The following is a 25,707-nucleotide window of genomic DNA, read 5'->3' as shown; positions in this document are numbered from 1 at the left end:
TTATGCCGTGAAACTATCCATCATAAGGAGCGCCCCGCACTGCGGGGCGAATAACAAATATGTTGTGTGAAGCAAGGCGCCTGTTGGCGCTTGTCGTGTTTCTGAGCCTGGGGCTGACGGGCTGTTATGACCCTCAGCAAACCAAAGCCCAAACACCGCCGCAAAACGGTTATCCTGTTTGCATTACCACGGCCCACGGGACCAGCTGTATCGAGTCGCCGCCCAAGCGCGTAGTGACCCTGGGAGCCGGGGCCGAAGACTGGACCCTATCCTTAGGGGTTGTCCCCATCGCCATTGAACCCCATTACTGGGGCGGCGATGCAGAGGGTTATCTGCCCTGGTTTCGCCAGGCATTGGAAGCGCAAGAGCTGCCGCTGCCCGCCATCATCAGCAGTTACCCCGAACTGGATGTGGAGCGATTATTGGCGTTGAAACCGGATCTTATTCTGGCGCCCCAGTCCGGTATCACCCGCGAAAGCTTTTTGCAGCTGAGCGCTCTGGCCCCCGTCATCGCCTATCCGGACAAACCCTGGCTGACACCGGTTAAGCAGCAGGTGGAACTGATAGCCAAGGCGCTCGGCAAAGAAGCGCAGGCCGAAGCGCTTTTGAAACAGCAACAGGCCTATATCGCCCGAGTCGCCGCCGAAAATCCTGAGTTCAATGGCGTGCGCCTGGCCTATATCAATGCCGCCAGTCGAGTTGGCAATCTCTCGGTTTATGTCACAGGCGATCCCAGAGTGGATCTGCTGTTGGCGCTGGGGTTTGTATTGCCGCCACAACTGTCCGGGCTCAATGCCAGCCGAGGCCACTTCGCCGCCCACATAGGACTGGAGCACGCCGATATGCTGGACGATGCCGAGCTGCTGCTCAGCTGGTACAGCTCGGACAAGGCCAGAGCCGAGGTGGAAGCCATGGCGGTTATCCGTCGTCTGCCCGCCATGCGCCGCGGTCGGTATCTGGCAATAACCGACCCGGCGTTGGTGATGGCCAGCTCCTACGGCTCGCTGCTAAGCGTTAAATGGGCTATTCCCAAGCTGGTGCCGCAACTGCAACAAACCCTGGCAAAGCAACAAGAAAACCCTCGCCCAAACAGACCGTCAGACACACAGGCTGGTGCAGATACAGGCGCCCATTCAGGTGCAGATACAGGCGCGCCATCGAATAAAAACGGGAGGCCGGGATGACACACCCAAAAACTTTTCTGCAACATGGAGCTACCCAGTCCCCGAGCCGTCTTGGACGTAACACCTTAGCCCTGCTTGGGCTGCTGACGATGCTGGCGCTGCTGGTATTGGCCAACCTGCTGTTTGGCGCCCGCACGCTACCGCTGACTATGCTGGGCAAGCTCTGGCAACCGGCCGCAGACGATCATCTGTCGCTGGTGTTACAGGCAAGGCTGCCAAGATTGCTGTGCGGCATGTTGGCCGGCATGGCATTGGCAATGGCCGGTTGCGTTATCCAGGCGCTATGCCGCAACCCCTTGGCGGATCCCGGCCTGCTCGGCGTCAATGCCGGCGCCAGCGCCTCTCTGGTCACTCTGGGGCTGTGGAGCGCAACAGCGGGTTTGAGTCTCTTCTGGCAGGCCTTGCCCGGGGCACTGCTGGCCAGCGCCTTGGTGTATCTGATGTCCAGGGCGCAGCAATCCCAGGGGCAATCCGCTGCGGTCAGGCTGATCCTGGCTGGCGCCGCCATCAGCGCCGTGCTCGGGGCCTATGTCCAGGCCAGAGTGCTGCTGAACCCGCAGCTATTTGATGGTTTCAGGTATTGGATGGCGGGCTCCCTATCCGGACTGGGCTGGCCGGAGTTTCATGCGCTCTGGCCCTATCTGCTGCCCGCCGCGGCACTCTTGTGGCTGCTGGCACCGGCGCTGAATCTGATGCTGCTGGATAATCATACCGCCAAGGCGCTCGGTGCCTCACAGGGCTGGCAGGGGCTGCTCGCCTGGCTGGGTGCCACCTTGCTGTGCGCCGCAGCCACCGCCATTGTCGGCCCGCTGGCCTTTGTCGGCTTGGCCAGTACCCATCTGGCCAGGCGTTATCTGACACTCAATTTCCGCCTGCTATTACCGGGAGCCGCTTTAATAGGCGGCGCCATGGTGTTACTGGCAGATCTGTTGGCGCGGGTATTGATGCCGCCGGCCGAACTGCTGACCGGCATCATGGTCGCCCTACTGGGAGCGCCGTTTCTGTACCTGATGGCCCGAGGCCAAAACCTCAAGGAGGCGTCATGAAACACACCCGTTTTCCCATCTGGCAATGGGGCCCGATAACCTTAAGAGCCCCCTCCACCGGCGCCATAAGGGCTGCCTTGCTGGCTGTACTTTTGCTTGTCGGTGCACTGCTACTTAGCCTGATGCTGGGACATCAGGGCCTGGCGCCGGTGAGCCTTGCCAAGGCCCTGTTTGCCGAAGCTTCCGACTATGAAAACTGGCTTTTGTGGCAATCACGCCTGCCAAGGGCCCTGTGCGCCCTCGGCGCCGGCATGGCGCTGGGACTCTCCGGCGCCGTGTTTCAAAGTCTGAGCCGTAACCCGCTGGGGAGCCCGGATATTCTCGGGGTCAATGCCGGCGCCAGTGCCGGCGCCGTCCTCTGGTTATTATGGCTGCCGGAACTGCCATTGCTGCCCGGCGCCCTCTTGGGCACTGGGGTTGTGCTCCTGCTGTTTTTCGCAGGACTCGGACGCCAATGGCAGTTTTCCCGCAATCTGGTGCTGATGGGCATCGCTATCAACGCCTTTGCCATCGCCCTGGTGCAGTTTGTACTGACACTGGTGCAAAGAGAGCAGGCGCAGCAGATGCTGGGGTATCTGTCCGGCAGTCTGGCACACCGCACCTGGGGTGATGTGCTGCTGATAACCTCAGTGTTACTGCTGGCGCTGCCCGCTCTGTTGCTGCTCTCCCGCCGTCTGTCACTGCTGAGCTTGGGCCAGGAACTGGCTCAGGCGCTTGGCAACCCGGTGCGCCAAAGCCAAACACTGGCGCTGCTGTTTGCCACCTTGCTGGCGCTGGGCGCCGTACTCTGCGCCGGCCCTGTAGCCTTCGTCGCCTTGGTGGCGCCACATCTGGCCCGCTTTGGCAATCGTCAACTGGCACTGCTGCGCTCGGCGCTGATAGGCGCGCTGTTGCTGCTAGGGGCCGACACCCTCACCTTATTGCTGCCGGGCAACCAAAGGCTGCCGGTGGGCGTATTGACCGCCCTCATCGGCGGCGTCTATCTGGCGCTGTTGTTGAGCCGCGAAATCTGGGGACAACCGCAACTGGCCAAGGGACTGAAAGGAGAAAAATCATGACCCAATACCCTGACTATGACATTGCCCTCAGTGGGCATGAGCTTTATCTCGAGTACGGCCAGCGGCCCATCATAAGCGCCATGAACCTGGCCATCCCCAAGGGTAAGCTGACGGTGATCCTTGGCCCCAATGGTTGTGGCAAGTCGACCCTGCTCAAGTGTTTGAGCCAGGTACTGCCGCCCACACGCGGCCAGGTCATCTTGGGTCACACCCCCTTGGCGCAGATGAGCAACAAGGCCAGAGCCAGGGAGCTGGCATTGCTGGTGCAAAAGCCGGAATTGCCGGAAGGAATAGATGTGCAGGAGCTGGTCAGTCGCGGCCGCTACCCTCATCAGAGCCTGTGGCACCAATGGTCAGAGCAAGATGAGCTGGCGGTTGCCCAAGCCCTGGCTGCCACAGGGTTAACGACACTGGCACAAAGGGCGGTGGCCGAGCTCTCGGGCGGCCAGCAACAGCGAGTCTGGCTGGCGATGGTGCTGGCGCAGCAAACCGACTTGCTGCTGCTCGATGAACCCACCTCGTTTCTCGATATCCGCGCCCAGCTGGCAGTACTCGACTTTTGCCGAGCGTTGGTGGATCAGGGGCGCACCTTGGTATTGGTGCTGCACGACATCAATCAGGCTCTGCGCTACGGCGATCACTTGCTGTTGATGCGTGATGGCAAGCTGATTGCCTGCGGCGCGCCCGAGTCACTGTTGACCGAGGCCCTGCTGGAACAGGTGTTCGATATCAATGCCAGCATAATCACAGATCCCGAGGCCAACTGCCCGATGATTATCCCCAGGCCCAGAGCACACCCCAGATCTGCCGGACACCATGACGGCGAGGATTCGACCAACACTGCCACCGGAGGACTGCCGTCATGGGAATGAGTATTGCCAGCGAGCTCAACCAACTACTGGCGCAAAAAGCCGCCTTCTATGGCGAGCATTTCAAGGCCATAGAGAGTCTGGAGCAGTTACCCCAAGAAGCCATCAGCTTGAACTCGGTCTTGAGCCAGGCATATTACCCGGCGCTGCTGCAGCAATTTGCCCTGAGTTATCAAGCCAAGGTGTCCACGACTTGTGCCACAAAGCCCGAGATCGACGCCCGGGCACTGCACTCCATGTGGAGTCAGTGGTTTTTCGGCCTGCAACTGCCACCCCTACTGCTGTGGTTATTTGCCAGTCAGCCCGGCAGCGCACTTAACCGCGCCATAACATCAGCAGCTTGCAGTGACAACTGGTACCTTGAACCTTTTGATAACGGCCGGGCAGAAACTTTTTATCTGCTGCTTGATGCGGATGTCAGCCATCCGGCTCCCGCCGGGCAACTTGCCAGTTGGGAAAGCTTACTAGAGCGGTTGCTTATTCCGATTGTCGAGCGTCTGGCAGCGCTGGGGCCAGTGCCATCAAAGCTGCACTTCAGCCATCAAGCCTATATTGTGCATTGGTATCTGGGTGAGTTGTCACTACCCGTCAGTTGGCGGAAGCAATTGATAAGAGAGATGTTCGAGCAAGCTGAGCTACAGCCACGTACCCATGTTACGCCGATTGTCCATCCGTTTTGGCGAAAGCTAAGGCTCAAGCAGCAGCAAAGCCCGCGTATCGCCTGTTGCCTGCGGCACAAGCTTCCCTGCACCCCAATGTGCGCCGATTGCCCGCTGGATAAGAACAGGCGCCGCAAGGGTGGCAGTTGCGGGAAAGATACCAGCAAGTCTTGTGTATGCTCGGCATAGATTGACAGACTAGGATACAAGGCGCCACTACTGGGAAATAGCGAATCCTATGTTAGAAACATCGTTAGAAATATCGTTAGAAACATTGCGATTTTTTCATGCCGAGACTCAAGCGGCTAATACACGAGAAAATTCTACTTTTGGCTGCTGTTATGTTTCGGGAGGACAAGCAAACCAGTCCTCCCCCATTTACTGGGTCGGGCACGGAAGCGGCGGCGCCTAGGGATTTACCCGTTCAGATCCCACAGGACTCAGGATTTGACGACCAAAGCCATTTAAACCAGCCCGCTCAAACAAAAAAACCATTTTAATTCATAGCATTACGCGCCTTGATTTTCTGAGGTTGCACTCTTTTTTGTACCTATTCCGATCAGAATATCACCTTAATTTGGCCACTAAAGCTATCCGCTAAAGGGCTTAAATATCAGTAGGATGATACAAAGTGTTACTGAGATAATACTTTAGTGATATGGACAAAAAGCATACAGCGGATAGCATGATGTTGCACTTTAGTTAATCATAAGGAGTTGATATGAAAAATATAAGTGTGGCAATGGCATTGATTTCGGCTGTTGTGTTCTCTCAAACCACGTTAGCGAGCGACAATAGACTTTGCCTTACCAACGATACAGAGTTTGTAGCCAGTGGTTACTCCGTGCAGGATGGCATAGACGACCCAAACTTTGACCCAAGTATTGAGGTCCAGGTTACTTATTCAGGGAAGGTTTGCACATCATCGCCAAAAGAAGTGGATACCCTCTCAGTTCCGGTTCCAAACACTCCTATTGAAGGAGATAAAAGGACAATAGTGCAAACTCGTGGAGGGTGGGTATATACCTGGGAACAGCTCTATACCAGTAGTGGATGGCAGACTACTTTGTTTTCGCAACGCTATATTGGTAATGGCAATGGTAAACATGAAACCCAACGTTAAGTAACAAGTTCTGGGCCGTTCTAGGCCCAGTTTCTTACTTGTTTTCCCCTTCCTGAAAAAGATTGTCGGGCGAACAGGCCTACCAAGTCTTATGACTTTGTTTAATGCCTTAACGCCAGCCAATGCTTCACCCACCTGTCCGTTATAATCACGCAGGCTTAATTTGGCACTGATAAGTTGTTTATCGCGATACATGGCGCTCTCGGACAAGGAGCGCAGATGGCAGTTATTCATCAACTTCCATTGCTTCAACTCTTCTGCCTTGAGTGCATCCACAGTCTTATTTCGAGGATGTCTTGGTTCCCCTTGTCTACTCTGTGCCGATCTCATTTTTAGCTCACTCCAGACTGCGAAAAATATAAAAAAACGCCCCGGTGATTTACAGCCTTACCGGGGCGTTTGGTTGGAGGTTTGCGGCCTGAGGCCGCTTTTACACTAAAGCTGCACTGTTATTCAAAGGCTGTTACTCAAAGGCTATTTGAAGAACAGCCATTCCAATCAGTGTCAGTCGAAGAAGCGTCGCCCTTCTACGGCCATGGTCTTGAGCAATTCGCTCGGGGCGAATCTGTCACCAAAGCGGCTCTGGAAGCGTTCCAGCTTGGCCAGCAACTGATCGGCGCCCATGGTGTCTATATAGTGGAAAGGCCCACCGAGGAAAGGCGGGAAACCAATGCCGAAGATGGCGCCAATATCACCATCGCGGGCAGAGGCTATGATGCCCTCTTCCAGACACCGCACCGCTTCATTGAGCATCTGCACCACACAGCGCTCTGCCAGGTTGGCATTTTCGGCACCAACACCCGGCGCTATCCCCAGCACTTGATAAACGCTCTTGTCCACTTCCTTCTTCTTGCCGGCTTTAGGACCGTAGAGATAGAAGCCCTTGGCATTCTTGCGCCCCTTGCGGTCATCGGCGAGCAGCTTATCGAAGGCAGAGGGGGCAGCGAAACGCTCACCCAACTCTTTTTCGAGTATCGGCGAAATCTTGGCGCCCACATCGATACCCACTTCATCGAGCAGAGTGATAGGGCCGACCGGGAAACCAAACTTCACCAGCGCCTTATCCAGGCTCTCGACACTGTTGCCCTCGAGCAGCAGCTGCGCCGCTTCATTCATATAGAGCGCCAGAATACGGTTAACATAGAAACCGGCGCCATCTTTCACCACTATCGGTGTCTTGCCCTGTTTGCGGGCAAAGGCCACTGTGGTGGCTATCGTCTGGGGCGAGGTTTTATCGTGGGCAATCACTTCCACCAACGGCATCTTCTCTACCGGCGAGAAGTAATGCAGGCCGATGACGTTTTCCGGTCTGGCGGCGGCTTCGGCAATCTGACCTATGGGCAGCGACGAGGTGTTGGAAGCAAAAATAGTGTGTTCACCGCATTCGCGCTCGATATCCCGCACCATTTGATGCTTGAGATTGAGATCCTCAAATACCGCCTCGACCACTATGTCGGCATCCTTGACCCCAACATAGTCTGTAGTCGTCGTCATCAAGGCCATCTGCTTATCGCGCACCGCCGGGGTCATATGCCGACGCTTGACGCCCTTATCCAGCAACTTATAGGCATAGCCCAGCGCATTGCTGAGTCCCTGCTCACTGATATCCTTGACCCGCACCGGGATTTTGGCCTTGGTAGTGGTCACTGAGGCGATACCGCCGCCCATCAGGCCTCCGCCGAGCACTACGGCCTTGTGAACCGGACTCGGCTCAGCACCTTCGGCGCCGGTTTCCTTTTTCATTTCTGTGGTGGCAAAGAAGATGGAGCGCAGCGCCGCCGACTCGGGTGTCATCACCAGCTCGCCGAAATGGCGCGCCTCTGTGGCCAAACCTGCCTCTATCCCCTGGCTCATCCCCACTCGCACACAGTCGATGATCTTGTCCGGCGCCGGATAGTTACCCTGGGTTTTTCTGGCAACCTGTTTACGGGCCTGATCAAAGATGATTTTCTGCCCAAAGCCGTTGCTTTCGAGCAGCTTGTTCATCATAGGTTTATTATTTTTGCCTTTACCGCGCTTGGCTTTGCCGGCCAATGCCAGTTCAACCGCCGCCTCCAGCAGAATCGACTTGGGCACCACATCGTCCACCAGCCCCATCTTCAGCGCCTGCTTGGGGCGAACCCGTTTACCGGTAAGCATCATATCCAGCGCTGTGGTGATCCCCACCAGGCGTGGCAGACGCTGGGTTCCACCACCGCCCGGCAGCAGACCGAGCTGAACTTCCGGCACCCCCAACATGGTTTTCTTGTCGTCACTGCACACCCGCAGATGGCAAGCCAGTGCCAGCTCGAGGCCGCCACCGAGACAAGCGCCGTGAATGGCTGCGACTACAGGAATTTTCAGCCCTTCCAGTTCGGCAAACACCTTATGCCCTGAGCTCGACAGCTCGCGGGCATCGGCGGCGCTTTGACAGGCATCGAGCATGGAGATATCGGCGCCGGCCACGAAGGAGTCTGGCTTGCCTGAAATGATCACCAAGCCCTTGATACTGCTGTCCGCTTTGATTTCGCTCAGCAAGGCGCTGATCTCAGGGCCGAATTCGGCCTTGAGGGTATTCATGCTTTCGCCGGGTACATCCATGGAAAGAATGGCAATGCCGTCGTCGCGGCGGCTGAGGCTAAAACTCTTGTTGCTGTTTTCCATCTGCAATTACTCCACTTCCACTATCATTGCCACACCCAGACCACCGGCCGCACAGGCGGTTGTCAGACCCGTACCGCCACCGCGGCGCTTCAGTTCATTACACACTTGGGTGATCAAGCGAGTGCCCGTGGCCGCAAACGGATGGCCATAGGCCAGCGAGCCGCCGAGCACGTTGAACTTGCTCATATCGATTTCACCAATGGCGCGGCTCTGACCGAGTTTTTCCTCGGCAAACTTCTTCGAGGCAAACATCTTCATATTGGCCAAAGTCTGGGCGGCAAAGGCTTCGTGCATCTCTATCAGGGTCAGATCTTCGAGCTGCATACCGGCGCGTTTCAGCGCCAGTGGCGTGGCGTAGGATGGCCCCATCAGCATGTCTTGCCAGACATCTATGGCGCTGAAAGCATAGCTCTTGATATAGCCAATGGGGGTGTAACCCAGTGCCTTGGCTCGGCCTTCACTCATCAGGATCACCGCCGAGGCGCCATCGGTCAACGGGGTACTGTTGGCGGCGGTGACACTGCCGTGCTTGCGGTCGAATACGGGTCTGAGTTTGGCGTAAGACTCAAGGGACGAGTTGTCGCGGATATTGTTGTCACGCTCGATAAAACTTTTGTAGGGCGGCACATGAGCCACCATGACTTCATCCTTGAGCTTGCCTTCGTTCCAGCTCTGGCTCGCCAGGGTATGAGAGCGGTGGGCCAGCGCGTCCTGATCGGCGCGGCTGATGCCGTGGCTCTTGGCCATCTGCTCGGCGGTTTGCCCCATGGACAGGCCGGTGGAATATTCGGCCACAGCAGGCGGCACAGGCAAGAGATCTTTAAACCCCAGACGGCGAACTATGTTCCACTTCTGTCCCAGGGTACGGGCCTTATTGAGATCGACCAAGGCATGGGCCAACTTGCGGGACACCCCGATAGGCAGCACAGAGGAGGAATCCGAGCCCCCGGCTATGCCTATTTCGATATTGCCCGTCATGATCGACTCGGCAATATTGACAGTGGACTGAAAACTGGTGGCACAGGCACGGGTAACACTATAGGCATCTGTGTGCAAATTCATGCCGGTACCCAGGACAATTTCACGGGCAATATTGGGCGCTGCCGGCATCTGTACAACCTGGCCGTAGACAAGCTGCTCAATCAGCTTGGGGTCCAATTCACTGCGACTGAGCAGCTCATTGACCACCATCTTGCCCATATCCAGCGCCGACACGCCGTGAAACGCCGTCGCCTGTTTGGCAAACGGGGTACGCAGACCGGCCACTATGGCAATCCGCTCGCCCCTGGCATTGGTTACCTGTTGTCTGTCACTCATTTGTCACCCTCTTATTAAGCAGCGCACGCCGAAAATGGCCTTGACACTGCGCTTTATTGTTTTTCCATAAGAGACCCGTACTGCCCTAAACAGGTCTGACCATTAAAAGTGTGATCTGATTCTAACTTCTTGTTGGCCGGTTTTAAACACTTGTTTGTTTTTTTAACACTAGCCAAGGGCGCAGGGAATTCTTTACCATAACCGCTGTCTATAGTTGGGCCTTAAAATAAAACGAGTAGCATCATGCCTTTGAGTCGATTTCATGCACTGCGGACCTATCTGGATCAAGTGATCATAGGTCAGCCAATTTTGACCGAAAACCTGCTTATCGCTCTGATAGCCGATGGCCACCTGTTAGTGGAAGGACCACCGGGGCTGGCCAAGACCCGGGCCGTTAAAGCGCTGTGTGATGGCATTGAAGGCGACTTTCATCGCATTCAGTTTACCCCGGACCTGCTGCCGGCCGATTTGACCGGCACCGACATCTATCGCGCCCAAACCGCGACCTTTGAATTTGAGGCGGGGCCGATATTTCACAACCTTATTCTGGCGGATGAAATCAACCGTGCCCCGGCCAAGGTGCAGTCGGCCCTTTTGGAAGCCATGGCCGAAGGCCAGGTGACAGTGGGCAAGCACTCCTACAAGTTACCGCCGCTGTTTTTAGTGATGGCGACCCAAAACCCGCTGGAAAACGAGGGCACCTACCCGCTACCGGAAGCCCAGCTTGACCGCTTCCTGATGCACCTGAACCTGGATTACCCGGAAGCAGACACTGAGCTTGAGATCCTGCGTTTGTCCCGCAGCGAAGCCAAGACCCACGGCATGGAGAAAGTCACTCCCATAGGCCAGCAGGAAGTATTCCTCGCCCGGGAGCAGGCGCTGGAGCTGTATCTGGCCGAGCCGCTGGAGCGTTATATTGTTGACTTGGTGATGGCGACCCGTCAGCCTCAGCGCTACAGCGACCAGTTGGCCAAGTGGCTGGAATACGGCGTCAGCCCGCGGGCGACCCAATCCATCGAGCGCTGCGCCCGCGCCCGCGCCTGGTTATATGAACGTGACTTTGTCTCCCCTGAAGATATTCAAGCCGTGGTGCCCAATGTACTGCGCCACCGCTTGCTGCTGAGTTATCAGGCGCAGGCCGAAGGGGTCAGCCGCGATCAGGTGATTGACCATGTGCTCAATCAGGTGGCCGTTCCCTGATGAAAGCCGCAACAACAGACTCTTCACTGCCACTGTTTGCCGACGGCCTCCACCTGTGTGAGGCCGAGCTGCTTGCCTGCCAGAATATCGCCCGCGCTCTGGGTGACAGGCAGGGAAAAGCCCGCGCGGCCATGGCCGGTCACAGGGCCAGCCTGGTCAAGGGCCGCGGCATGGAATTTGCCGAAGTGCGCCACTATCAACAGGGTGATGATGTCCGCACCATAGATTGGCGGGTCACAGCCCGCACCGGCAAGGCGCATACCAAGCTGTTTGTCGAGGAGCGTGAGCGCCCTATTCTGCTGTTGGTGGATATGAAGCACAGCCTCTATTTCGGCTCCCAGCTATTATTACAGTCGGTACAGGCGGCGCATCTGGCGGCGACCTTGGGCTGGAATGCCATCATGCAGGGCGACCGTCTCGGCGCGCTGGTGGTGGGCGATAGCGCCCACAGAGAGCTTAAGCCAAGAGCACGCAACCAGGGGATCCTGGCACTGATATCGGCGCTGGTGGCGGTACACAAGTCGCAGCTCGAAGCGCTGGACAGCCCCCATGAAGATGGTCAGGCGTTAATGCTCCAGGCCTGTCAGCGTCTGGCACGACTGGCCAAACCCGGCTCCCTTATCTGGATAATCACAGACGGCAACGGTTTTGGCAGCGAATGTCAGCAGGCGCTGTCGGAACTCAAACGCCACTGCGAGCTGGCGGCCTTTGTGGTAACAGATCCCATGCGCCAAGGCACACTCGAGCTGCCGCGGCAGTTTGCCCTGCCGGTACGGGAGTCGGGCCGCAGCCTGATCCTGGATCGCAGCGGTTATGATGCCTGGCTCGGTCGTCAGCGCGCCAACCTGGCGCAGTTTGATACCCTGATGCAACAACTCAAGGTCCCGGTTCGCACTCTGGATGCCGGCCGGCGCCTCAATCAACAATTGACACTGTTAAGATGAATCCCAATCAAGCCAATCCGGCGCTGAGTGCGCTCAAGGATATTCAACTACCGGCCGAGGTGCCCTTTTGGCCTCCGGCTCCCGGTATTTGGCTGCTGATGCTGCTGGCCTTGTTACTGCTTGGCGCCGCGGCATTCTTTGGCTATCGGCGCCTGCAGACAGCCAAGGCTCACAAGGCGGTGGCTCAAGCCGCCATGACTGAACTGATGCAGTTGCAGGACCAGGACCCGGAGCTGCTATCCAAGATGAGTGCATTATTGAAACGCACCGCCATCAGCTATGGTGAGCGTGCCCAGGTGGCCGGACTCAGCGGTAAACCCTGGGCCGAGTATCTGGATAACGCACTGCCAGCCAAGCTGCGTGGGCGCTTCGCCTCTTTGCTCGAAAATCAATACAGTGGTCAACCGAGCGCAGCCCCTGCCGAGTTGCGGGCGCTTTGTGTTTGCTGGCTCAAGTGCGCACCGAAACACTTTGCCAAGGGAGGTAAACCAAGATGCTGACCCTCCATTGGCCCTGGTTACTGCTGCTTATTCCATTGCCGCTGCTGCTTGCCTATCGCCCCGCCGTCAACAGCGGTGGTCAACTGCAACTGCCCGGCGTCGATGCCCATGCCCGCGAGCAGCAACAAAGCAAACGCAGAGCGCCCTTGAGTCTCTGGCTGCTGTGGTGCCTGTTGCTTTTGGCCATCGCCCGGCCACAGTGGCTTGGCGATCCCATAGAGCTGCCTACCGAAGGGCGGGATCTGATGCTGGCGGTGGATCTCTCCGGCAGTATGCAGATTGAAGACATGGTGCTCGATGGCAAAGCGGTAGACAGATTCACCCTGATCCAGAAAGTGGTCAGCGACTTTATCGAGCGCCGCGCCGGCGATCGTATCGGCCTGATATTGTTTGCCGATGCCGCCTACCTGCAGGCGCCACTGACTCAGGACAGACGCTCTGTGGCTCAGTATCTCAAGGAAGCCCAAATCGGCCTGGTGGGCAAACAGACCGCCATTGGCGATGCCATTGCCCTGGCGGTAAAACGCTTCGATAAGGTCAAAGACAGCAACCGGGTGTTGGTGCTCTTGACCGATGGCTCCAACAATGCCGGTAGCATAGTGCCGGATCAGGCCGCCGCCATTGCCGCCAAGCGCGGCATCACCATCTACACCATAGGTGTGGGCGCCGATGTGATGGAACGTCGCACCCTGTTTGGCCGTGAGCGGGTCAACCCCTCGATGGATCTGGATGAAGCCCAGCTGCAACGGATAAGCGATGCCACCAAGGGGCGCTATTTCCGTGCCCGGAATACCGAAGAACTGGAACAGATCTATCAGGAAATCGACAAGCTGGAGCCCGTCAGCCGTGACGCCCTCAGTTACCGGCCGCAATCCGAGCTGTTTTACTGGCCGCTGGGACTTGCGCTGGCACTGAGCGTACTGCTGCAGCTGCAAAGCCTGTTGCTCAGCGTCTGGCCAAGGCCTTGGGGGAGGAAATCATGAGTTTGCACTTTATCCGTCCCGAATGGCTGTGGGCCTTAGTGCCACTGGCATTGCTGTTAGTGCTGCAAAGTCGCCGTCAAACGGGCCAATCTGACTGGGATCGTTATATTGCGCCGCATCTGGCGCCACTGCTGTTGACCCAAGGCAGCAAAAGTCGCCAAAACCGCCTGCCCTGGCTTGGTCTGGCCTGGTTGGTGGCGGTACTGGCCTTAAGCGGCCCGGCGCTCTACAAGAAACCCCTGCCGGTATTTGCCAGCAGCACAGGAAGGGTGCTGGTGATGGATATGTCTTTGTCCATGTATGCCACAGACGCCGCCCCCAACCGTTTGACCCAGGCCAGGTTCCGCGCCACGGATCTGCTGGGGCAACTCAATGAGGGGGAAACCGCGCTGCTGGCCTACGCGGGTGATGCCTTTATCATCAGCCCCTTGACCCGGGATCGCAACACCCTGCTCAATCTGTTGCCAACCCTGAGCCCGGCCATCATGCCAGTGCGCGGCTCCAATTTAACCGCGGCGCTGGAGAAAGCCAAGGAGCTGCTCAGCCAGGGCGGCCACCTGCAGGGCGATATCATCTTGATAACAGATGGCGTCGGCAGCCGTCAGCTCAACGCCGCCAGACAGGCGATTGAGGGCAGTCACTACCGCTTGGGCATTCTGGCGATAGGTTCATCCCAGGGTGCACCGATAAGGCTGCCGGATGGGCAACTGCTCAAGGACAGCCGAAATGAAGTGGTAGTACCGGCCACCGACTTTGGCATGCTCAGCGAGCTGGCGAGTGCCGGGAACGGCATTTTGGTGCCCTACAGCAACGACGGCAAGGATCTGCAAACGCTGGTGCAGTGGCTCGCCACCAGCTCGGATGCCACAGAAACAGATCTTGCCGGCGATACCTGGGTCGACCTTGGCCCCTATCTGGCATTCTTGCTGTTGTTGCCGCTGCTTTTAAGCTTTCGCAGCGGCCTGCCGGTGCTATTGCTGCCCTTGAGCCTTGGCCTGCTTGTCAGCCCATCTAGCCAGGCAAGCGGCTGGGATGACCTTTGGCAAACCCGGGATCAACAGGGTATGCAGGCATTCAAGCAAGAGGATTTTGCCACTGCCGCCGACAAGTTTGTTGACCCCGCCTGGCAAGGCAGCGCCCGCTACCGCAGCGGCGATTATCAGGGTGCGCTGCAAGCCTTCGAGCAAGATGGCAGTGCCACAGGCTTATACAACCAAGGCAATGCCCTGATGCAGCTTGGCCAATATGAAGAAGCCATCAAGCGCTACAGTGACGCCCTGACACAAGTGCCCGATATGCAGGATGCCATTGACAATAAGGCGTTGGCGGAATCCTTGCTAAAGCAGCGAGAGCAGCAACAAGATCAACAGAGCCAGGATAAGCAAGAGGATCAAAGCCAGCAGGATCAACAACAGAGTTCTCAGTCCGGCAAGGATCAGAGTCAGGGCAGTCAGGACAGCGCCCAGGGTGACAACAGCCAGGGCCAAAATCCAAGCAAAGAGCAAGGTCAAGACAGCCAAGCCGACCAAGGCTCAAGCAAGGACTCGGACCAGGGCTCAGATAAAGACGCTAACAAAGAGAATAGCGCTCCTTCCACTGCCGACTCGCAGCAAAATGCCGAGGATAACACCGGCGCAGGCTCTGAGCCTGAGATGCAGGCTTCATTGCCACAAGAGCAAGAGCCGCAAAATGAGTCAAGCACAGCTGCAGGTCAAAACGGTGCAGCTAAGCAGGATGGCTCTGAGTCTGATGCCGACAAGGCCAACTCGGCGAGTCTTGCCGAACAACAACAGGGGCCAAACGATGAGCAAAGCGATGATCAGGTTAAGGCACAAGTTGCCGCCTCGTCACTCGATGACACCGAGCCCCTGCCCCCCGAAATGGAGCGGGCGCTGAAGGCATTGGTGGATGACCCGGCCACTTTGCTGCGCAACAAGATGCAACTCGAGTATCAAAAACGCCGCCAGCGCGGCGAGACACCCAAGGACAATGAACAGTGGTAACTAGACTTATTCCTCTATTGCTTCTGTGCCTGCTGCCGCTCAAGGCACTGGCACTGACACAGCTTCAGGCCTCGGTCGATCGCAATCCCGTGACCGAGAGCGAGTACTTTATGCTGTCCGTGGTGGCAGATGATGAACTCGAAGCCCAGGCACTGGACACCTCGGCCCTGTTGAAAGACTTTATCGTCGGCCGCACCAGCGTCAGTCGCAGTACCCAGATCATCAATTTTGATGCCCGCAAGGAAACCCGCTGGCAAGTGATGCTGGCCCCCAAAACCACAGGTCAGGTCACTATTCCGGCCCTGAGTATCGATGGCGTCAGCAGCGATGCCATCGAATTGAAGGTGATGCCGGCCGGTAGCCGCCCGGAGGCGCAAAAAAACCTGTTCCTGCGTACCAGTATCTCGGCCAAGGAGGCCTATGTCGGCCAGTTGCTCACCTACAAGGTAAAACTCTTTCTGGCCGTTGAGCTGCAGCGTGGAGTGTTGTCGGCCCCCTCTATCAGCGGCGCCCAGATAAAACAGCTCGGCGAGGATAAAGAAAGCAGTGAAATAGTCAACGGCCGCCGTTTTCGGGTGATAGAGCGCAGCTACGGCATCATAGCCGATGAACCCGGCGAGCTGGCGATTTCCGGTGCCAACTTCTCTGGCGATGTGCTGGTCGATACCCCAAGACGCGGCATGTTCGCCTTTCAGGAAAGTCGCCCCATGCAGGCCCAGAGTGACAGCATGCTGGTCAGCATCAAGCCGATCCCGGCCGAATATCACGGCGACTGGCTGGTATCGGATCTGGTGATGCTCAAAGAGGAATGGGACGACAAGCAGACTTTTGAAGTGGGTCGCCCTATTACCCGCAACCTGACACTGCTGGCATCCAATGCCGATGAAACCAGCCTGCCGGAGCTTAAACTGAGCTTGCCGGACAATCTCAAGAGCTATCCGGAAAAGGCGCAGCGCAAGACCTTTATTCGCGACAATCAACTTGTGTCTCAACTGACCCAAACCATTGCCATAGTGCCCTCCAAACCGGGGAGTTATACCCTGCCGGAGATCAAGGTGCCTTGGTGGAATCCGCATTTAAAGCAGCAGGAGTTTGCCCTGCTGCCGGCGCGCACTATCCAGGTGGCCCCCGCCGCCGATATGCCGCAGCCCGTCATCAACCCGCCGCAGGAAGAATCAAACCTCAGTGCCGGCTTCTGGCCTTGGTTGACCGCTCTGTTTGCGTTGCTGTGGCTGGCCACCTGTGTGTTGTGGCTAAAGGCGCGCAAACAACAAGCGATAGCCGCTCCGGCAACAGTGGCGCAAGCTCAAACAAGCGAAACCAGGCCGGGGTTGGCTCAGGCTTGTCAGCAAGGGGACTTGAGCCGGGTATTCAAGGCATTGCTACAGGAACTCAGTGATATCACGGGCCATAGCGTCACACTCGATGAACTGCCTAAACTGGCACCTGAGTTGGCCGTCGTGGTCGCCAAAATTCAGGCCAGTCGCTATGGCAGACAAGGCAGCGATCCCGCTCAGTATTTCCCGGCGCTGCTGCAAGCCTTTGAACGCTTCCAGAGCCAATACTCCAAGGCGGCTGATTCGGCCTCGGCGCTGGCGCAGCTAAACCCTTAACAGCAGGCCCCGGGCTCATCAAGCTACTAGCTTGTTAAGCCCGGGGTAATCCCAATGAACTTCAGTGTCTGATCCACCGCCGCGAATCCGCGCCATGGTTATAGCTAAAGTTATGGCTAATGTTATGGTTAGGCGGCATACCCATTGGAGGAGATGCTTATCCATTAATATCAGCTCATTCGTCCGCTATTGAGCATTCGTTAAAGATAACAATGGAGTTGCAACATAAACTAGCACCATAGTCATGCTATCGGCCTCGCGATTGTCATCAAAAAGTTGCGAGATGAACAAAAAATATCGTTAATAGCCTTAGAGTTTTATCCGTTAATATTGCAAAACCCAGTCCAATTCATGGTTTAGACACACTTTATGCCACCGCCATTTGCCAGAACACCTGCAACGCCATTAAGCTTAATGATGACAAAAATAAAACAAGCATGAAAATGTTCGATAGCTGGCGAAAGAAAAAGTCTGATGATGCGGTCATTTCTGACATGCTGAATAAACAAAGACGTTACGATAGCCTGGTCAGGGCGCTGCATGCCGATATCTACCGCTACGCCTTCTGGCTTTGCGGCGATCGCCATATAGCCGAAGATATTACCCAGGAAACGTTTCTCCGGGCCTGGCGCTCGCTGGATTCATTGAAAGATGACAAGGCGGCCAAGGCGTGGTTAATCACTATTTTACGGCGGGAAAATGCCCGCCGCTTTGAGCGTAAGCAGTTTGATTATGCCGATATCGGCGAAGAGCATTGGCAGGATCCCGGTTCCCAGAGCCAGGAAGAACATGCCGATCACTACCTGCTCAGGCGTCAAATAGCCCAATTGGAGCCCGAGTATCGGGAGCCTTTGTTATTACAGCTGATAGCCGGATTCAGTGGCGATGAAATTGCCCAATTACTGGATCTAAACCGAAATACTGTCATGACCCGCTTGTTTCGGGCCAGAAATCAGTTAAAAGAAGCACTGGAACACTCCAAGGTCAGAGGTCAATCCAATGGATGAGCTGAAGTTTCGCCGCCAGGCCTATGGCGACCCCAATAATCAGGATCCCGAGTTTCTCGAGGCCTTAAGCCAAAACGAAGACAATCAGGCGTTTGTCGCCGAACTCAAGGCACTCGATGGCAAGATAAGTCAGGCGCTCAGAATTCCTGTGGCCGAAGACCTGAGCGAAAAACTGCTGCTGAAACAACAGTTGGCCGTGCACCATCATCAACGCAAACGTACAGGCTGGATGCTGGCAATGGCCGCATCCATCGCATTTGTTGCCGGAGTCAGTTTCAGTCTCTGGCGTCAGGGACCGGTGGACTTAGGACAACACGCACTTGCCCATGTGCGCCATGAAACCATGGCCATGACCAGTAATGCCGATATCTCTTATCAAGCGATCAATGCCGAACTGGCATCACTTAAGGGATTGGGCAATGCCAGATTCAACAGCCAACCAGGAAGGGTGTTTTACAGCACTTTCTGCGATTTTCAGGGAATTGAGAGTATTCACCTGGTATTGGCCGGTGAACAAGGCAAGGTAACAGTGTTTATTGTGCCCCCTGAACACAGGGTGATGCTGGCCGAAGCCTTTGCCGATAGCGAATACCGGGGAGAGGCGATAAAAACCGACTCAGCTTACCTGGTGTTGGTAGCCGAATATCCTCAAGACCTGGACGCTGTTAAAGAAGAAATAAAACAGAGCTTTATTTGAAGAATCAGGCTTTGCAGTACCAAATATGAGGCAGTATTGCCTAGTAGTTGACTCATAGGTAAGCATGAAAAGCCTTGGGGAAGGTTGGCCTTGAAAAGTTTATCGGATTAAACCGACTTAATCCTCGGTCTTAAATGCAGTTTTTTAATATAATTTTTCAGTACCTTGTCATATCCAGGATAGGAAATCGGCCACGGGCTCTTTGGCGGCATCACTACTTTGAGCCAGAAACAGCTCGCCACAAGCCAGCGCATCGGTCAGCGCGTTGTGGGCCGAGTACGGCGGCAAATGATAGCGGCTGCGACAGGCACCGAGGCGCAGACTACCGCTTGACAACACCTCCTGCTGTCGCTGCAGGCGCGTCTTTTCCAACAATAGCGTATCTATCACAGGAAGATGCAGCTTAGTACCATACGCCTGCTGACAAAGCCTGCTGAGAAAAGCGCAGTCCAACGGAGCATGATGCATCAGTAAAATGCGCCCCTGACTTTGCCGTAGCAGCCAAGGCAAGAGCTGTTCGGGCGCCAGCGCCCCCTGTTCAAGATGGCGATCCATAATGCCGTGAATCGTGGCGCTCTGACCGACACTGCCGTCAATACTCACCAATTTGTGGCGCGCGCCGCTGAGCTCCAGTCTGCCTTTGTTGATCGGCACCACACCTATGGAGAGGATCTGATCGCAACCCGGCTTAAGGCCGGTCATTTCCAGGTCCAGCGCCATCAGGGGTGCCTCTGCCACAGGCTTGGATAACACAAGGCTCAAGGCCTGATAAAAAGACTTGAGTGGCTCTCTTGCCTGCCAGCAATGCCAGGCCAGACGGGTTCTATGCAGCAAATGCATCCTAGAAACTCCGGGTAAATTTGAGTTTCAGCGCCGCCTGGGCATCATGCACCACTTTGAAGGCATCCCTGAGTTGGTGGCGCATCAGCGAAGAGAGTGCCTGCGGCATCAGAAAATTGCTTATCTTCTGGCCCTGGTCAAACTGACGCCCCTGATTGGCCAGCCGCATATGGGCAATAAATTCATGGGCATCGGCAAGATTGAGGGCATCTTTGCGGCTCAACAGCTTGCTCTCCATCAAGGCGCGGATCCGTTTGGCGGTATTAACCTCTTTAACGCCGGCGGCCAGGGCATATACCCGGGCGATATCATTGATAAGGGCGCTGCCCCTGTGTTTAAGGTCCATCCCCTTGATCTCACTGCCATCCCTGTCAAGCACGAATTTACGGAAGAACCCCAATGGCGGCGACTCACTTAAGGCGTTGCCGGTCAAGGCCGCCAGAAAGATATCGTTATCTTTGGTCTGCGCCAGCACCTTGTCCTGCAGCGCAGCAAACAGGCTGTCCGGCCCATATACGGAGCGCATATCAAAAAAGATGCTGGCATGCATCAAGGCCTTGGGCTCAGGGGTGTTAACCCAGGAGGCGAACTTCTGCTGCCAGCTTGCCAGCGACAAACACCAGTTGGGGTTTTGCGCCATGATATCCCCGGGGCAGTATACATAACCGCATTCATTGAGCCCGGCGCACACCCCCTTTGCCAAGGCCTGAAAGTAACCTCTGGCATGCTCATCCGGCTCTTCGGCCAGCAATAAACCATTGTCCTGATCCGAGCAGGCGGCCTGATCCTGCCGTCCCTGTGAGCCAAATGCCAACCAACAAAACGCCATCGGCGCCTCCCCAAGCAGCGCCTGATTGAGCTGGATAAGCCTGCGGGTAAGCGCATCGGTAACTGAGGTCAGTACCCGGCCAATCTCCTCGGCGCGGGCATCGGCGCTGATAAGATTTTGCAGCAAAAGTGGGATCTGCCGACTGACACTGATGAGGCTTTGTAAATCTTTTTGCCGTTCTATCTCGCCAATCAGCAGCAAAGGTTGGGATGCCTGACTGCGCAATATGTCTGTACTGGTGATCATCCCCACCGGCTGCCCTTGCTCCATGACAGGCAGATGGTGAATGTTGTGCTCGCTCATCAGCAGCATGGCTTCAAATACCAAAGCCTGAGCCTCTATATGCACAGGCTGACCTGTCATGGCCTGAAACACGGCTTCATTGCCGGTAAGCCCCTCGGCCAGCACCCGATTACGCAGGTCCCTGTCGGTGAGTATCCCCACCAGTTTGTGATTATCCAGTACCAGTACAGACGACACCCTGTGCTTCCGCATCAGCTTGGCCGCGTCTGTGATGGAAAAGCGGTGATCGACGCCAATGGGCTCATGGGTCATCAGAGTGCTGATCCGGCTGGTAGTGGTCAGATCCCTGGCCCGAAAACGCCCTTGATGACGCAACCTCTTGGCATAGGCTCGGTTAAAAAAACGATCGAAGCTGCGGCATTCCAGACGCAGAGTATCAAACAGCGCCGGCGGCACATGATAGACCAAGCCATCTTCAAGGATCAGTACCTTGTTACAACTCTCTTCACCCGACAGCAGAGAGGGAAAGCCGAAATAATCGCCCTCTCCCAGGCGGTCAAGTAGTTCGTCCTCGGCATCACGTACTTCAAAGGCGCCACTGCGAACGATATAGAGCATGGGATTGGCTGAATCCAGCGGCACGGCTTTCATCGACTTGCTGTAATACCCTATGCTGATGGCGCGGCAACATTGCTCCAGCATGGGTTGCGGCAGTTCATCGAAAGGAACCGTCTGTTGCAGAAAGTTGCGAATGGGCAGCAGTTCACTCTCATCCATGGGCGGCCTTTAAAGTTGAATTGACTCATCACAGTATTGCCCACTCTGAAGAGTACTGACTATCTGGCTTTAGTCGAATATCGCCGGCTCTGAAACAGGAGGCCCGAAACAGAAAGCCCAAACCAAAGAAAAATAGCAAGGTGAGCATCCAACCCAAGCGAGATTGATAAAAAATCCCCCGGCTAAGCGGGGGATCTTCTATTTATGCGACTGCAGATCAATGATCCTGCGCCGTGCCTGCCCCTTTAGGGAAGCGAATAGACTCAACCATTTCCTGCACATGTTCAGGAACAGCGGCTGTCATCTTGGCAACGATAATCGCTACAACAAAGTTGATTATCATGCCAACCATGCCGATACCTTCCGGCGAAATACCAAACAACCAGTTATCGGCATTATTGCCAGCCGGATTGATAAACTTGAAGTAGATGATATAGCCCGCAGTAAAACCAAGCCCCATCACCATACCGGCAATGGCCCCTTCCTTGTTCATCGACTTGGAGAAAATCCCCATCACAATTGCCGGGAACAGTGACGATGCCGCCAACCCGAATGCCAAAGCCACCACTGCCGCCACAAAACCGGGTGGGTTGATCCCGAAGTAGCCTGCGATAACAACGCCTACAGCCGCCGCGGTTCGCGCATAGAACAGCTCCTTCTTGTCTGAAATGTCCGGCATTAAGTTTTTCTTCAATAAGTCATGGGATACCGAAGTTGAGATCACCAGCAACAAGCCCGCAGAAGTAGACAGCGCTGCCGCCAGACCACCGGCCGCCACCAAGGCAATCACCCAAGCCGGCAGATCGGCGATTTCAGGGGTCGCCAGCACCATGATATCGCGGTCGATATCCATTTCATTATTGCTGTCGTCGGTGAGGTTACCCTTGGCATAGTACATCTTGCCGTCGCCGTTCTTATCGTTCCACTTGATAAGCCCGGTACTTTCCCAGTTTTTAATCCACTGCGGCGCAGACTCATAGGCGACACCGGTAGATTCAGGGCCATTGATGGTTTCTATCATGTTTACCCGGGAGAATGCTGACAAGGCCGGCACAGTGGTATACATGATGGAAATAAATACCAGTGCCCAACCGGCGCTAATACGGGCATCTTTTACCTTGGGTACGGTAAAAAAGCGCACAATCACGTGGGGCAAACCGGCAGTCCCCACCATAAGCGCTGCCGTGATAGCAAATACATCTATGGTGCTTTTAGCGCCTTCGGTATATTCAGAGAACCCCAGCTGGGTTTGCAGGCCGTCGAGCTTTTGCAACAGATACACCCCGGTATCATTCCCGGCGGCATCTATCAGCTCAGCGCCAAAACCGATTTGCGGAATGACATGACCTGTCATCATCACAGAGATAAAGATGGCCGGAACCATAAAAGCGAAGATCAGCACACAGTATTGCGCCACCTGAGTGTAGGTGATCCCCTTCATGCCTCCGAGTACCGCGTAGAAGAACACTACTGCCATACCTATATACACCCCGGTATCGACATCCACTTCCAGGAAGCGAGAGAACACCACACCAACACCACGCATTTGTCCGGCAATATAGGTAAAACAGATGAAAATGGCACAGATCACAGCCACTACTCGAGCCGCCTGGGAGTAATAACGCTCACCAATAAAGTCAGGCACAGTAAACTTGCCGAACTTACGAAGGTAAGGTGCCATACACAAAGCCAGCAACACATAGCCGCCGGTCCAGCCCATCAGGTACACGCTGCCGTCAAACCCCACGAAGGAGACGATACCTGCCAGCGAGATAAAGGAAGCTGCCGACATCCAGTCTGCCGCCGTCGCCATCCCATTCATCACAGGGTGCACCCCACCACCTGCAACATAAAAATCTTTGGTAGAACCGGCTCTTGACCAGATGGCAATCCCGATATAAAGGGCAAACGAGAGCCCCACAATTAAAAATGTTAGTGTTTGAACATCCATCGGCCCGCTCCTTAGTCTTCGTGTACGTTATATTTTTTATCTAAGGCATTCGCTTTGGCCGCATAAATGAAAATCAGCACTACGAACACATACATGGAACCTTGCTGGGCGAACCAGAAGCCAAGCTTGAATCCCATAAAATGAATTTCATTGAGAACGTCCACCAGTAAAATCCCACAACCGTAGGAAACAGCAAACCAGATGGCCAGCAGTCCCAGTACCAAGCGCAAATTTTCGCGCCAGTACCCCTTTGCCTTGTCATTGTTTTCAAAACCCATAGCGACTCCCCTGTGGTAATAATTATTAAGTCACAGTTAATCTAGCAACCGCCGGGAGCGCTACAATCAAGACCTTAGTCTAAGCTAAAATTCACACACTATTAACAATCAAAGTAAAGCAAATACAATCATAAAGTTAAGATAAAAATCATCAATTAAACGCTCGTTTATTTGCTACGAATTATTAGACCAATGTCGAAGTGATTTTCAGGATATTTTGATAAAAAAGCTGCTCTATTCCCCATTTAGTGAATAAAGCAAGAGTCCAATCTCCTTAATGAAAAGTGGTCAAGATGGAGTTACGGCTAACCAAACCCAGCCACTAACCCGTACAGAATTAACTCTAAGCATTAGAAACGAGATAAAAAAAGAGGCCTTTTGGCCTCTTGATTGTATTTAAAACAGTGTTGTATCTATGGCGCTTCCTGGTTCAGGTAGAGGATAAGCGCCGCCAGTTCCTTGGGGTCTGAACTTTTCGAGGTGATCAAATATTTGCCATTGACCAAGAGAGAAGGCACTCCCCGGATCCCGGAGAGCTGAGTTTGAGTATCATAATTGGCCAGTGCCAGCTTGCTGTCGGCCGAGCCCAAAGTCTGGTTGAGTTCTTGCTCATTGACCCCCTGCGCCAAAAAGAAGTCCTTCAACTGCTGAGGTCGTTCGAAGGCCTGATGCTTCTCATGGATCCGGTTAAAAATATTGCCGTGCACCTGATTGGTAATCCTGAATTTTTGCGCCAGATAATAGGCTTCCTGACTGAGGATCCAGGAAGGGCGCCCCGCACCGACCGGAGTGCGCTCAAAATCCAGCTTACCCTTGAGCAGTTCAGCAGTCTGCTGCATCAAGGGATCTTTGTAGTAGCAATGGGGGCAGTTATAGGAGAAAAACTCTCTGACTATACCGCTCTTTGCTTCAGGGATCCCAGGCACCTTGATATAGTCTCGCCCTTCCTGAAAATCGGCCGCACTGACACTGACACTACTGAGGGCCAGGAGTATCAAAGGTAAGACTCTAACCATTTTGGATAACAAAGACATAGGTTTTCCTCATGTTCTTTTTTTAGTCACGCTTTTTATTGGCAAGCAGCAATAAGACTCTCTGCCTCGGGATAACAGTATTCAAACTCAAGCTCGCGGCAGATGAGAGAACCATCCACCCACTTACCCGTTCCATTATCAGTAGCAAATTCGGGCACCGCCAAACCGATCGCTTTGGCAGCTGCCGGATAAAACTCTTTCCTGGTTGGATGACAGGGCGTGCAAAGGTTATAGATAGCCCCGGGGTTAGCGACGGTCAATAACTGCAGGCAAGCATTTATGCAGTCATCGAGATGCACCAGATTCACCACGGCGTTTGCGCCGGGCAACCCGGTCTTCCCTGCGAGGAAGCGCCCGGGGTGGCGCCCTGGGCCGACTAAACCGGCAAAGCGAATGACAGTGACTTTGAGACCTTCACTGGCAAGCGCCAGTATCTTCCGCTCAGCCATCGCCAAGGTGCCGGAATAACTGTCCGGCGATGCATCAACAGGTGTCGCCTCAGTGACTACACCTTGGGATTGAGGGTAAACCCCTGAACTACTGATAAACAACAGACGTTTGATACCGCTTACTGCAATCACTGGCAATAAACGCTCGAGAGAAGCTAGATAATCATTGTCGCCGCGCCTGAGACCGGGGGGAATATTGAGTACCAGAGCATCACAGTCATCCGGCAACGAAGGTAAAGGTGCGGGCTCAGCAAGGTTGAGGGTCACGGCATCCATCCCTTCTTTTCTTAACAGCTCCGCCCCCTCCTCGGTACGCTTACTGCCGCATACCTTAACTCCTCTGGTGACCAGTTCCCTTGCCAATGGCAAACCGAACCAACCGCAGCCCCAAACCGCAACATGTTTCATCGACCTACTCCGCTGTATACCGAGCTCAAGCATAAGACAAATGAGAATAAAA

The 25,707-nt window shown here is 55.1% G+C and carries 22 protein-coding genes and 1 pseudogene; 14 read left to right on the top strand and 9 right to left on the bottom strand.

Annotated elements, in window-relative coordinates; all coding sequences use genetic code 11:
- The first annotated feature begins 59 nt into the window (after positions 1-59).
- From SIL79_RS14380 to SIL79_RS14355, 6 genes are all read left to right on the top strand, one after another.
- A complete protein-coding gene (locus tag SIL79_RS14380; protein ID WP_319619403.1) occupies positions 60-1,184 on the top strand; it encodes an iron-siderophore ABC transporter substrate-binding protein in 1,125 nt (374 codons plus the stop codon).
- Positions 1,181-2,230 carry a FecCD family ABC transporter permease gene (locus tag SIL79_RS14375; protein ID WP_162206256.1) on the top strand — a complete coding sequence of 350 codons (1,050 nt, stop codon included), beginning with the start codon at positions 1,181-1,183 and terminating at the stop codon, positions 2,228-2,230. Before SIL79_RS14380 ends, SIL79_RS14375 begins: the two co-directional genes overlap by 4 nt.
- Positions 2,227-3,288 carry a FecCD family ABC transporter permease gene (locus SIL79_RS14370; protein WP_071475922.1) on the top strand — a complete coding sequence of 354 codons (1,062 nt, stop codon included), beginning with the start codon at positions 2,227-2,229 and terminating at the stop codon, positions 3,286-3,288. Before SIL79_RS14375 ends, SIL79_RS14370 begins: the two co-directional genes overlap by 4 nt.
- Positions 3,285-4,160, top strand: coding sequence for an ABC transporter ATP-binding protein (locus SIL79_RS14365; protein ID WP_162206257.1), 876 nt, complete (start codon positions 3,285-3,287; stop codon positions 4,158-4,160). The genes SIL79_RS14370 and SIL79_RS14365 overlap by 4 nt, the downstream gene beginning before the upstream one ends.
- A complete protein-coding gene (fhuF, locus tag SIL79_RS14360) occupies positions 4,151-5,005 on the top strand; it encodes a siderophore-iron reductase FhuF (RefSeq protein ID WP_162206258.1) in 855 nt (284 codons plus the stop codon). Before SIL79_RS14365 ends, fhuF begins: the two co-directional genes overlap by 10 nt.
- A 532-nt stretch (positions 5,006-5,537) precedes the next feature.
- On the top strand, positions 5,538-5,939 hold the full coding sequence (locus tag SIL79_RS14355) for a hypothetical protein (RefSeq protein ID WP_234500824.1): 402 nt from the start codon (positions 5,538-5,540) through the stop codon (positions 5,937-5,939).
- A gap of 60 nt (positions 5,940-5,999) precedes the next feature.
- On the opposite strand, the pseudogene SIL79_RS14350 reads toward SIL79_RS14355, so the two are convergent.
- From SIL79_RS14350 to fadI, 3 genes and pseudogenes are all read right to left on the bottom strand, one after another.
- A pseudogene (locus tag SIL79_RS14350) lies at positions 6,000-6,242 on the bottom strand (IS5/IS1182 family transposase); the annotation flags it as partial.
- A gap of 201 nt (positions 6,243-6,443) precedes the next feature.
- Entirely contained in the window at positions 6,444-8,582 is a 2,139-nt protein-coding gene (gene fadJ / locus SIL79_RS14345; protein WP_319619402.1) for a fatty acid oxidation complex subunit alpha FadJ, read from the bottom strand.
- 6 nt (positions 8,583-8,588) lie between these two features.
- Positions 8,589-9,899, bottom strand: a complete 1,311-nt coding sequence (gene fadI / locus SIL79_RS14340; RefSeq protein WP_044734713.1) for an acetyl-CoA C-acyltransferase FadI — start codon at positions 9,897-9,899, stop codon at positions 8,589-8,591.
- A gap of 243 nt (positions 9,900-10,142) precedes the next feature.
- Here fadI and SIL79_RS14335 point away from each other — a divergent pair, with 243 nt between their 5' ends.
- The 8 genes from SIL79_RS14335 to SIL79_RS14300 all read left to right on the top strand — a co-directional run bounded on the left by SIL79_RS14335 (position 10,143) and on the right by SIL79_RS14300 (position 18,846).
- Positions 10,143-11,099 (top strand): AAA family ATPase, encoded by a 957-nt coding sequence (locus SIL79_RS14335; RefSeq protein WP_028780795.1) that lies wholly within the window; start codon positions 10,143-10,145, stop codon positions 11,097-11,099.
- Entirely contained in the window at positions 11,099-12,043 is a 945-nt protein-coding gene (locus SIL79_RS14330; protein WP_144128719.1) for a DUF58 domain-containing protein, read from the top strand. The genes SIL79_RS14335 and SIL79_RS14330 overlap by 1 nt, the downstream gene beginning before the upstream one ends.
- Positions 12,040-12,543, top strand: a complete 504-nt coding sequence (locus SIL79_RS14325; RefSeq protein ID WP_052247899.1) for a DUF4381 domain-containing protein — start codon at positions 12,040-12,042, stop codon at positions 12,541-12,543. The genes SIL79_RS14330 and SIL79_RS14325 overlap by 4 nt, the downstream gene beginning before the upstream one ends.
- A complete protein-coding gene (locus SIL79_RS14320) occupies positions 12,537-13,526 on the top strand; it encodes a vWA domain-containing protein (RefSeq protein WP_039032828.1) in 990 nt (329 codons plus the stop codon). The genes SIL79_RS14325 and SIL79_RS14320 overlap by 7 nt, the downstream gene beginning before the upstream one ends.
- On the top strand, positions 13,523-15,529 hold the full coding sequence (locus tag SIL79_RS14315) for a vWA domain-containing protein (RefSeq protein ID WP_319619401.1): 2,007 nt from the start codon (positions 13,523-13,525) through the stop codon (positions 15,527-15,529). The genes SIL79_RS14320 and SIL79_RS14315 overlap by 4 nt, the downstream gene beginning before the upstream one ends.
- Positions 15,523-17,142, top strand: a complete 1,620-nt coding sequence (locus tag SIL79_RS14310) for a BatD family protein (protein ID WP_319619400.1) — start codon at positions 15,523-15,525, stop codon at positions 17,140-17,142. Before SIL79_RS14315 ends, SIL79_RS14310 begins: the two co-directional genes overlap by 7 nt.
- A gap of 443 nt (positions 17,143-17,585) precedes the next feature.
- Positions 17,586-18,149: a sigma-70 family RNA polymerase sigma factor gene (locus SIL79_RS14305; protein WP_101094807.1), complete on the top strand. Its 564-nt coding sequence runs from the start codon at positions 17,586-17,588 to the stop codon at positions 18,147-18,149.
- Complete coding sequence (locus SIL79_RS14300) at positions 18,142-18,846, top strand: DUF3379 domain-containing protein (protein ID WP_039032824.1); 705 nt, start codon at positions 18,142-18,144, stop codon at positions 18,844-18,846. The genes SIL79_RS14305 and SIL79_RS14300 overlap by 8 nt, the downstream gene beginning before the upstream one ends.
- Positions 18,847-19,014: 168 nt before the next feature.
- Here the strand turns inward: SIL79_RS14300 and SIL79_RS14295 are convergent, their stop codons facing one another.
- The 6 genes from SIL79_RS14295 to SIL79_RS14270 all read right to left on the bottom strand — a co-directional run bounded on the left by SIL79_RS14295 (position 19,015) and on the right by SIL79_RS14270 (position 25,655).
- Positions 19,015-19,686 carry an exonuclease domain-containing protein gene (locus tag SIL79_RS14295; RefSeq protein ID WP_039032823.1) on the bottom strand — a complete coding sequence of 224 codons (672 nt, stop codon included), beginning with the start codon at positions 19,684-19,686 and terminating at the stop codon, positions 19,015-19,017.
- 1 nt (position 19,687) lies between these two features.
- Positions 19,688-21,535 (bottom strand): DUF294 nucleotidyltransferase-like domain-containing protein, encoded by a 1,848-nt coding sequence (locus tag SIL79_RS14290; protein WP_162206261.1) that lies wholly within the window; start codon positions 21,533-21,535, stop codon positions 19,688-19,690.
- 217 nt (positions 21,536-21,752) lie between these two features.
- Entirely contained in the window at positions 21,753-23,486 is a 1,734-nt protein-coding gene (locus SIL79_RS14285) for a sodium:solute symporter family protein (RefSeq protein ID WP_039032821.1), read from the bottom strand.
- 11 nt (positions 23,487-23,497) lie between these two features.
- Positions 23,498-23,764, bottom strand: a complete 267-nt coding sequence (locus SIL79_RS14280; RefSeq protein WP_071475935.1) for a DUF4212 domain-containing protein — start codon at positions 23,762-23,764, stop codon at positions 23,498-23,500.
- A 413-nt stretch (positions 23,765-24,177) separates the two neighbouring features.
- Positions 24,178-24,798, bottom strand: a complete 621-nt coding sequence (locus SIL79_RS14275; RefSeq protein ID WP_039032819.1) for a thiol:disulfide interchange protein DsbA/DsbL — start codon at positions 24,796-24,798, stop codon at positions 24,178-24,180.
- 35 nt (positions 24,799-24,833) lie between these two features.
- Positions 24,834-25,655, bottom strand: a complete 822-nt coding sequence (locus SIL79_RS14270) for an SDR family oxidoreductase (protein ID WP_319619399.1) — start codon at positions 25,653-25,655, stop codon at positions 24,834-24,836.
- Positions 25,656-25,707: the final 52 nt, after the last annotated feature.

The organism is Shewanella indica, from assembly GCF_033842865.1.
Lineage (GTDB): Bacteria > Pseudomonadota > Gammaproteobacteria > Enterobacterales > Shewanellaceae > Shewanella > Shewanella indica.
This window is presented reverse-complemented; position numbering and strand designations above follow the sequence as displayed.